Genomic DNA, 8,844 nt, shown 5'->3' with positions numbered 1-8,844 from the left:
CCCCGCCGGGGGGCGGCGGGGGGGCGCGCCGGGGGGGGGCGGGGGGGGGGGGCGGCGGCGCGGGCGCGCCCCGGGGGCGCCGCCGCCGCCGCCCGGCGGGCGCTGGCGACGCGGCTGAACGCGGTGCTGGCGGCCGGCACGGCCACCGGCGCCTTCCCCGCCGCGCGGCTCGATCTGCTGGACCCGATCGCGGCGGCGCTGGCCCAGGCGCCGGCCCTGGCCGTGGAGGACCGCGTGCGGGAGGACCTGGCGGCCAATCGCGGGCGCGATGCCGCCGCGGGCGGCGCGGCGGTGGGCGCGCATCGCGCCGACCTCGCTTTGGTGCATCTGCCGAAGGACATGCCGGCCGATCTCTGCTCGACCGGGGAGCAGAAGGCTTTGCTGGTCTCCGTCGTGCTGGCGCATGCCGCGCTGATCGGCGCCGCGCGCGGCTTCGCGCCGCTGCTGCTGCTGGACGAGGTGGCCGCGCATCTCGACCAGGCGCGGCGGGAGGCGCTGTATGCGGCGCTGTCCGACCTGCCCGCGCAGGTCTTCCTGACCGGCACCGACCCCGATATCTTCGCGCCCCTGAAAGGGGCGGCGGAAGCGTTCCGCGCCACCCCGTCCGGCCTGGTGTCCATGCCGGAATTCCCCGTGCCGAATCCCGCTTGAATCCCTATATTCACGCGGGCCAGCCCTATCGCCCGAGGAGCCATCGCCGGCATGTCCGACGCCGCTGCGCGCGCCAATCAGCCGACCCCTGGACAAACCCCCGGAAACGAGGGTCAGGACGCGTATGACAGCGCCTCCATCACCGTGCTGCGCGGGCTCGAAGCCGTGCGCAAGCGGCCGGGCATGTATATCGGCGACACCGATGACGGCTCGGGCCTGCACCACATGGCTTTCGAGATCATCGACAACGCCGTGGACGAGGCGCAGGCGGGCTTCGCCACGCGCTGCGCCGTCACGCTGAACGGCGACGGCAGCGTCACGGTGCTCGACGACGGCCGCGGCATCCCGGTGGACATCCACCCGGAGGAAGGCGTCTCCGCTGCGGAAGTCGTCCTCACCCGCCTGCATGCGGGAGGAAAATTCAACCAGAACTCCTACAAGGTCTCGGGCGGCCTGCATGGCGTGGGCGCCGCGGTGGTGAACGCGCTGTCGGAGTGGATGGAGGTCCGCATCTGGCGCGACGGCACGGAGCACTTCATCCGCTTCGAGCATGGCGAGACGGTGCAGCCGCTGAAGGTGGTGGGGCCGTCGGACCACGCGAACGGCACGGAGGTGACCTTCAAGCCCTCCGACAAGACCTTCACCAAGACCGAATACGACTTCGCCGTGCTGGAGCGGCGCCTGCGCGAACTGGCCTTCCTCAACAGCGGCCTTGCGATCGAGCTGCGCGACGACCGGCATGTGCCGGCGCAGGAACAGAAATTCCGCTTCGACGGCGGGCTGGTCGCCTTCGTCGAATGGCTCGACCGCAGCAAGCAGCCGATCTTCAAGCCGCCGATCTCGCTGGTCAGCAAGGACACCGACATCGGCATCCGGGTCGAGCTGGCGATGTGGTGGAACGACAGCCCGCATGAGCTGGCGCTGTGCTTCACCAACAACATCCCCCAGCGCGACGGCGGCACGCACCAGGCCGGCTTCCGCCAGGCGCTGACGCGCGTGGTGGCGAAATACGCCGAGGACCTGGCGAAGAAGGAGAAGGTGGAGCTCTCGGGCGAGGACATGCGCGAGGGCCTGACCGCCGTGCTGTCCGTGAAGGTGCCCGACCCGAAATTCTCCTCCCAGACCAAGGACAAGCTGGTCTCTTCCGAGGTGCAGCCGGTGGTGCAGATGGCGGTCGCCGATGCGCTCGGCCACTGGTTCGAGACGCATCCGAAGGAAGCGAAGCAGGTCATCGAGCAGGTCGTGCTCGCCGCCGCGGCGCGCAAGGCGGCGCAGCTCGCGCGCGAGAAGGTGGGGCGCAAGAATGCGCTCGACATCTCCACGCTGCCCGGCAAGCTCGCCGACTGCCAGGAGAAGGACCCGGCGAAGAGCGAAATCTTCATCGTCGAGGGCGACAGCGCCGGCGGCTCCGCCAAGCAGGGGCGCGACCGGCGCTTCCAGGCGATCCTGCCGCTCAAGGGCAAGATCCTGAATGTCGAACGCGCGCGCATGGACAAGATGCTGTCCAGTGCCGAGGTCGGCACGCTGATCACCGCGCTTGGCACCGGCATCGGCCCGGGCCCGTCCGACAAGGGCGGATTCGACGCGCAGAAGCTTCGCTACCACCGCATCGTCATCATGACCGACGCCGATGTTGACGGCAGCCATATCCGCACGCTGCTGCTCACCTTCTTCTTCCGCCAGATGCATGAGCTGATCGGTCGCGGGCATCTCTTCATCGCGCAGCCGCCGCTCTATCGCGCCAAGCGCGGCCATGACGAGCGCTACCTGAAGGACGACCGCGCGCTGGAGGATTTCCTGCTCGAGAAGGCGCTCGCCGGCGCGCGGCTGCGCTTCGCCGACGGGCGGGAGCTGCGCGGCGACGCGTTGCGCGAGGAAGTGGACAGGCTGCGCCAGGTGCAGGCGCGCATCCGCCGCCTGGCGACGCAGGTGCCCGCCGAGATCGTGGAGCAGGCCGCCGTCGCCGGCGCGCTGACCCTCGAACCCGAGCGCGCGCCGAATGCCGCCGCGCTGCTGCAGCAGCGCCTGGATGCGCTGGCGCCGGAGAATGAGCGCGGCTGGAAGGCGACCGCCGATGGCGCGACCCTCTCGCTCGGCCGCGTGGTGCGCAGCGTGGCGGAGCGCCACGTGCTCGACGCGACGGCGCTGAAGAGCGCGGAGGCGCGCTGGCTGGACGAGCGGCGCGAGGCCTTTGCGCGCGACTACGCCGCAGGCCCGGCGATGCTCGGCTTCGACACCGGCGCCGACGCCGCGCAGCATGGCCCGCTGATGGTCTGGGACCGCATCATCGCGCAGGGCCGCCGCGGCCTGACGATCCAGCGCTTCAAGGGCCTGGGCGAGATGAATCCCGACCAGCTCTGGAAGACCACGCTCGATCCCGCCAACCGCACCCTGCTGCGCGTGCGCGTGGAGGACATCGAGGATGCCGAGCAGGTCTTCTCCACGCTGATGGGCGACGTGGTCGAGCCACGCCGCGACTTCATCGTGGAGAACGCGCTGAAGGTCGCGAATCTCGACATCTGATGCCGGGCCGGCTGGCGCGATGCCGCTGACGGCGCGCGTTGCCGGTGGTGCGGGCGGTCGGGTTCGAACCGACACTCTGGATCCCAGAAGCGGATTTTAAGTCCGCTGCGTCTGCCAATTCCGCCACGCCCGCGACGCCGCCATCCGGCTCGGCGCCGTAATACCAGATCCGGCGGATCGCAACCGGCAGCCGAAGGGACGCCGCGCCTACCGCGCCTCCAGGCGGGCGAAGGTCAGCTCGTGCTTGTTGTGCGCGCCGTGGAACAGCCTGGCGCCCTCGATCGCGGCGAACTCCGCCGCCACCGCGTGGTCGGTCGCGCCCTGGAACTTCACCGTGCAGACCAGGTTGCGCGCCGCTCCGGCGGCGATCCAGCGCCGCACCAGGGCCAGCAGCCGGGTCGGATAGCAGATCACGTCGCTGAACAGCCACGCCGCCGGCGGCTCCCGCGACGGATCGAGGCCGAAGGCGCTCTCCTGCCGCACCGTCACGCCCGGCATCGCGGCGACGCGCGGATCGAGCGGCGCCTTGTCCACCGCCTCTACCCGCGCACCGAGCTTCGCCAGCGCCCAGGTCCAGCCGCCCGGCGCGGCGCCGAGATCGAGGCAGCGATCGCCCGGCGCCGGGTGGCGGCCGAGCCGGGTCAGCGCCTCCCACAGCTTCAGATAGGCCCGCGAGGGCGGGCCTTCGCGATCCTCCACGAAGGCGACCTCGCCGTTCACGAAGGGGCTCGACTTGGTCGGCGAGCACAGCAGGCGATCCGGCGCCAGCAGCGTCCAGGCGCCGAGATGCGAGGCGGGCGCAGGCTCGGGGAAGGCCAGCGGGCGCGCCTTCACCGGCGGCAGGCGCTCGGTGATCAAGGCGCCGCGGCGGTGATGCGCGGCCAGATAGGACGACCAGTTCCGCTGGATCGCACGCAGCGCATCGGCGGCGTCCTTCACCGAGCCGATGGGAATTTCGCGCGGCGCGGTCCAGACATCCATGGCCCAGGCCGCCGCGCCGGGCGGATCGGGCGACAGCGCAAGCCGCCCGTGCCAGGCGGAGACGCGCCGCCCCGCCCGGCGCAACTCCTCGGCCAGGTCCGCCTCGAAGCCCTCCGCCGCCAGCCAGGCGCTGGCGATCATCGCTGCGGGGAGACCAGCGCGGCCGCGGCCAGCAGGCCCCAGCCGACCAGGAGCGCAACGCCGCCGACCGGCGTGACGATGCCGAGCGAGAGGTCGCTCAGCGCGCGAAGGAACACGCCGCCGCAGAACATCGCCGCGCCGGCGGCAAAGCAGATGGCCGCGAGATGCACGAGGCGGCCGCGCCGGCGTTCGGCCAGCAGCCCCGTTCCGATCAGCGCCAGCCCGTGCCAGGCGCCGAGCGAGGCGCCGGTGGTCGCGAGCGCGGCGCGCTCCGGTGCCAGGCCATGCGACGCGTACGCGGCCATCGCGACGGACACCAGGCCGAGCAGGGCGCCGAGCGCCATCCAGATGCGGGACATGCCCGGTGCTAGCCCACGGCCGCCGGGTCGGAAAGGCGGAGCGCGCCGGCGGCGTCATGCGCGGCGCGGAGCGGCTCCGGCAGGCGGCGACCGCGCAGGCAGCGTTCCACCCACTCCACCGCCGTCGGCTCCGACACGCGATGGCCGACGGAGACATAGACCGGCTTGGCGCCGCGGCGGGTGCGCAGCGCCGTGCCGATCCGCCGGCCCTTCCACAGCAGCGGCGCCCGCGCGCCCGGCGGCTCCGCCAGCGTGCCCTCGATCGCGCCGACCAGCAGCGACTTGCCGACGCCGATCGTCGGCACCCCCAGCACCAGCCCGGCCAGGCAGGCGACGCCGAGGCCCTGGGGATGCGCGACCCCATGCCCATCCACCAGCAGCAGGTCCGGCTTGGGATCGAGCCGCGCCCAGGCCCCGGCCAGGGCAGGCACCTCGCGGAAGCCGAGCAGGCCCGGCACATAGGGCAGCCCGCCGCGCGTCGTGGCGCCGGCGTGGCCGATCCCGGCCAGCGAAGGCCAGTCCAGTGCGACGATCGCGGCATGCACCGTCCGCGTCGGGTCGAAGCGCGTGGAGGACGCGTCGGCCCCGCCGATGCACCGCACAACGCCGATTCGGTCGGCGGTCTCGACGCGCGCGGCGAGGTCCGGGATCAGCCGGCGTGCCGCCGCGGCGCTGTCGGGGAAGGGCAGGCCGTCGGGCAGAAGCCCCATGGGCACAGGCTGATCCGCGCGCGCCGCCATGTCCAGCGGCGTCGCGACCGATCGTCCCAGTCGCGCTCCTGCCGGGCGGCGAGGATGCCGCCCTTCGCCCGGCCGGACCCGATCAGCCCGCGCGGCGCGCGGCGCCCTCGGCGGGGTTGTCGTTGCCCTGCGCGGCCTCGCGGGAGGCCTGGTCCATGATGCTGCGCATGTCCCGCAGGAAGGCGGCGCCCTTGAGGGTGCGCTGCACCAGCACGCTGCGGCGGTCCATGGGGTCAACCTTGCGCCTGGCCAGGTCCAGCTCGCCGAGGCGGTCCAGCGCGCGTGTGATCGCCGGCTTGGACACGTTGAGCTCGGCCGCCAGGCCGCGCACGGTATGGGGGCCGTCGGTCAGATAGACGGTCAGGAACACGCCGAGCTGGCGGGCGGACAGGTCCGGCCCGTCGCGACGCACCAGCGCCACCACGGTGTCCCGCAGGATTCCGACCAAAACGTCGGGGTTGGTCTGCGTCGCCATTGTCTCAAATCCTTCCTCGGTGCCCTCCCGGCCGACGGCGTTCGGTTTGGCCGCGGATCCGGCAGGCATCTTGCCACGCTTCTTTGATATGCCGTTACGTGAATGTTCGCTACGCCAAGCACCCTTTGGAGAGCGTCCCGACGCGGAAAGTTCCCGTTTCATCTTGACTTGATTACCTTCCCGCGCTGGCGGCGCCGCCTGTCAGCGCCTTCGCTGCCCGTGCGATGGCACGGGCTGCCTGGATCTCGCCACCCTCGGGTCGTCCGGGACGGCTCTGGTCGTTCCACGCGTAGAGGTCGATATGCGCCCAGCGTATGCCTTTCGGCACGAAATGTCGAAGAAACAACGCTGCAACGATCGCCCCCGCCATCGGCCTCGTGGACACATTGTTAAGATCGGCAATCGAACTGTCCAGCCAAGATACATAATTTTTCTGTAATGGAAGTCGCCAGAGCGGATCGCCGAGCGTCTCGCCCGCCAGAACAAGATGCGCCGCCAGATCGTCCTCATCGGTAAAAAGCGCCGGCAGGTCGGGCCCGAGCGCGACACGGGCGGCACCGGTCAGGGTCGCGCAGTCCACCACCAGGGCCGGCGCCGATTCGCAGGCCAGCGCCAGCAGATCCGCGAGAACGAGGCGCCCCTCCGCGTCAGTGTTCCCGATCTCGACCGTCAGCCCCTTGCGCGTCCGGATCACGTCCATCGGCCGGAAGGCGGTGCCGGAGACCGCATTCTCCACCGCCCCCACCAGCAGCAGCAGCCGGATCGTCGCGCGCGCCGCCATCAGCATCTCGGCCGCCGCCATCACCGCCGCGGCGCCGCCCATGTCCTTCTTCATCCGCAGCATCGCCGCGGCGGGCTTGAGGTCCAGGCCGCCGGTGTCGAAGCACACGCCCTTGCCGCAGAGCGCGACGAGCGGCCCATCGGCCGCGCCCTCCCAGCGCAGGATCGCCACGCGCGGGGCACGCGGGGAACCGCCGCCGACCGCCTGCACCGCCGGGAAGCCCTCGGCCAGCGCCGCCCCCTCGATCACCTCGACCGAGGCGCCATGGCGGGCGCCGAGCTCCCGCACCGCCTCGGCAAGCTCCGCCGGTCCGAGATGGCTCGCCGGCAGGTTGATCAGGTCGCGTCCGCGCCAGATGGCCGCGGCCTCCCGCGCGGCGGCCTCGGCGCCGGCCGGCTGCACCAGCCGTGCCGGGGCGCGGCCTGCCTCCGATTTCAGCCGGCGGAAGCGATAGGCGCCGAGGCACCAGCCGAGCACCGCGGCGCTGGCGTCAGGCGCGCCGGCCAGCTGCCAGACGGTGCCTTCCGGCAGGGCGAAGGGCGCCGCGCCGAAGGCCCAGGGCCGGGCTGCCTCCGTCGCATCGGCGCCGAGCCCGAGCACGGCGCCCGCAAGGCCCGCCTCGCCCGGCAGCAGACGGATCTCCTGCGCCTTCGCGGCGAAGCCGGAGGCGCGGAGGAATCCGGCCTGCGATGCCGGCAGCCCGGCGAGCAGGGCCTCCAGCCCGGCCGGCGTCACCGCATGCAGCGGCAGCGAATCGGCGGGGGGTTGGGCGAGGCATTCCAGCATGGCGCTTCCCTGTTCTTGTCGGAGCGGGGGCGGACACTACCGCGAGCGCCGCTGCGATGGATCACCTCCCGGCCCTGATTTCGACGCCGGCCGCACCGGGTCGGCCTTCGCGCCTTCGCGGACCGGGGGGGCGGCATGCCGGCCGGGCGCGGGAGCGGCCGCCGCGCGGGGCAACCTGCCGTGGGGGGGGGGGGGGGGGGCGCCCCCCGCCCGCGCCCCCCCCGCCGCCCCCCCCCCCCCCCCCGCGCGCTTCAGCCCCGACATGCGCGCGGAAAGGTGATGCAGCCGGCCGAACTCGCCCGCGCGGACCATGGCGTGCAGCGCCTGCGCCTTGGGGTGGAAGCGGAAATAGAGACCGACCTGGGCGATGCGCCCGGCCTCGCGCGCGATGGTCGCCAGTTCCGCGCTCTCGGCCGCCGTGACGGTCGCGGGCTTCTCGAGGAACAGGTCGCGCCCGGCGCGCAGCACGGCCTCGGCGACCGCGCGATGCGTGTCGGGTGGCGTTGCGACGATGGCGGCGTCGCAGCGCGCGAGGCCATCCTCCAGCCGGTCCACGAAGCCGAGGCCGGGCAGCGCGGCACGCGCCGCGGGGTCCGGGTCGTAGCCGGTGGCGCGCACGCCCAGCCGCGCCAGCGCCGTGGCATGCACGCGGCCGAAGGCGCCGCAGCCGATCAGCAGCATGCGCAGCATCCGTCCAGCGAAGGCCGCGCGGCGGATGTCGTCAAGCCGCGGTTGACCGGCGCGGTCCGGCGCGGAAGCCTGGGCCACGATGCCGCCCCGCCCGCTGACCGAGGACGACCTTCCCCGCGCCGTCGCGCTCTCCGCCACCGCAGGCTGGAACCAGACCGCGGCGGATTGGCGCGTCTTCCTGCGCGAGGGACAGGTGCGCACCGTGGATGACGGCCACCCGGACTGCCTGGCCGCGACGGCAGCGGTGCTGCCCTTCGGGCCGGACCTCGCCTGGATCTCGATGGTGCTGGTGCGGCCGGACCGCCGGCGCGGCGGCCTCGCCACCGCGCTGATGCGCTGGGCGGTGGAGGCGCTCTCCGGCACGCGCTGCATCGCGCTGGATGCGACGCCCGAGGGGCGCGAGGTCTATCGCCGGCTGGGCTTCGAGGACCGCTTCGGCTTCGCGCGCTGGCGCCTGGGTGATGCGCCGTCCGGCGAGGCGCCAACCGTGCGCGCGCTGCGCGCGGAGGACTGGCATGATCTGCTCTCCCACGATGCGGCGGCCTTCGGTGCACCGCGCGAGCGTCTGCTGCGCGGTTTCGCCGCACGCCTGCCGCAGGCCGCCTGGATCGCGGAGGACGGTGCCGCCTTCGCGCTCGGCCGCGACGGGTTTCGGCTGCCGCAGATCGGCCCCGTGGTCGCGCGCTCGCCGGCGACGGCGCTCGCGCTGATCGCGGC

General features: G+C 73.1%; 8 protein-coding genes, 1 tRNA gene and 1 pseudogene. 3 read left to right on the top strand and 7 right to left on the bottom strand.

Features of this window, described 5'->3' with window-relative positions:
* Positions 1-651: pseudogene (locus AC1MIR_RS10845) on the top strand (DNA replication/repair protein RecF); the annotation flags it as partial.
* A gap of 51 nt (positions 652-702) precedes the next feature.
* Complete coding sequence (gene gyrB, locus AC1MIR_RS10840) at positions 703-3,174, top strand: DNA topoisomerase (ATP-hydrolyzing) subunit B (RefSeq protein ID WP_480028171.1); 2,472 nt, start codon at positions 703-705, stop codon at positions 3,172-3,174.
* Positions 3,175-3,219: 45 nt separating this feature from the next.
* Here gyrB and AC1MIR_RS10835 read toward each other — a convergent pair.
* The 7 genes from AC1MIR_RS10835 to AC1MIR_RS10805 form a co-directional block, all read right to left on the bottom strand.
* Positions 3,220-3,307 (bottom strand) — tRNA-Leu (locus AC1MIR_RS10835).
* A 74-nt stretch (positions 3,308-3,381) separates the two neighbouring features.
* Positions 3,382-4,296, bottom strand: a complete 915-nt coding sequence (locus AC1MIR_RS10830; RefSeq protein ID WP_480028170.1) for an SAM-dependent methyltransferase — start codon at positions 4,294-4,296, stop codon at positions 3,382-3,384.
* Positions 4,293-4,655, bottom strand: coding sequence for a DUF423 domain-containing protein (locus AC1MIR_RS10825; RefSeq protein WP_480028169.1), 363 nt, complete (start codon positions 4,653-4,655; stop codon positions 4,293-4,295). Before AC1MIR_RS10825 ends, AC1MIR_RS10830 begins: the two co-directional genes overlap by 4 nt.
* A gap of 8 nt (positions 4,656-4,663) precedes the next feature.
* Positions 4,664-5,365, bottom strand: coding sequence for an endonuclease V (locus tag AC1MIR_RS10820; protein WP_480028168.1), 702 nt, complete (start codon positions 5,363-5,365; stop codon positions 4,664-4,666).
* A gap of 112 nt (positions 5,366-5,477) precedes the next feature.
* Positions 5,478-5,870, bottom strand: coding sequence for a MarR family transcriptional regulator (locus AC1MIR_RS10815; protein ID WP_480028167.1), 393 nt, complete (start codon positions 5,868-5,870; stop codon positions 5,478-5,480).
* Between the two features lie 172 nt (positions 5,871-6,042).
* Positions 6,043-7,437, bottom strand: coding sequence for a leucyl aminopeptidase family protein (locus AC1MIR_RS10810; protein WP_480028166.1), 1,395 nt, complete (start codon positions 7,435-7,437; stop codon positions 6,043-6,045).
* A gap of 36 nt (positions 7,438-7,473) precedes the next feature.
* Positions 7,474-8,118, bottom strand: coding sequence for a Gfo/Idh/MocA family protein (locus AC1MIR_RS10805; RefSeq protein ID WP_480028165.1), 645 nt, complete (start codon positions 8,116-8,118; stop codon positions 7,474-7,476).
* An 88-nt stretch (positions 8,119-8,206) separates the two neighbouring features.
* On the opposite strand from AC1MIR_RS10805, the gene AC1MIR_RS10800 reads away from it, so the two are divergent.
* Positions 8,207-8,844, top strand: a 638-nt coding sequence (locus AC1MIR_RS10800; RefSeq protein WP_480028164.1) for a GNAT family N-acetyltransferase, incomplete at its 3' end; no start/stop codon positions are given.

This window comes from Falsiroseomonas sp. RANM36, from assembly GCF_056682175.1.
The sequence above is the reverse complement of the archived record's forward strand: the minus strand, read 5'-3'. Positions and strand labels throughout refer to the sequence as shown.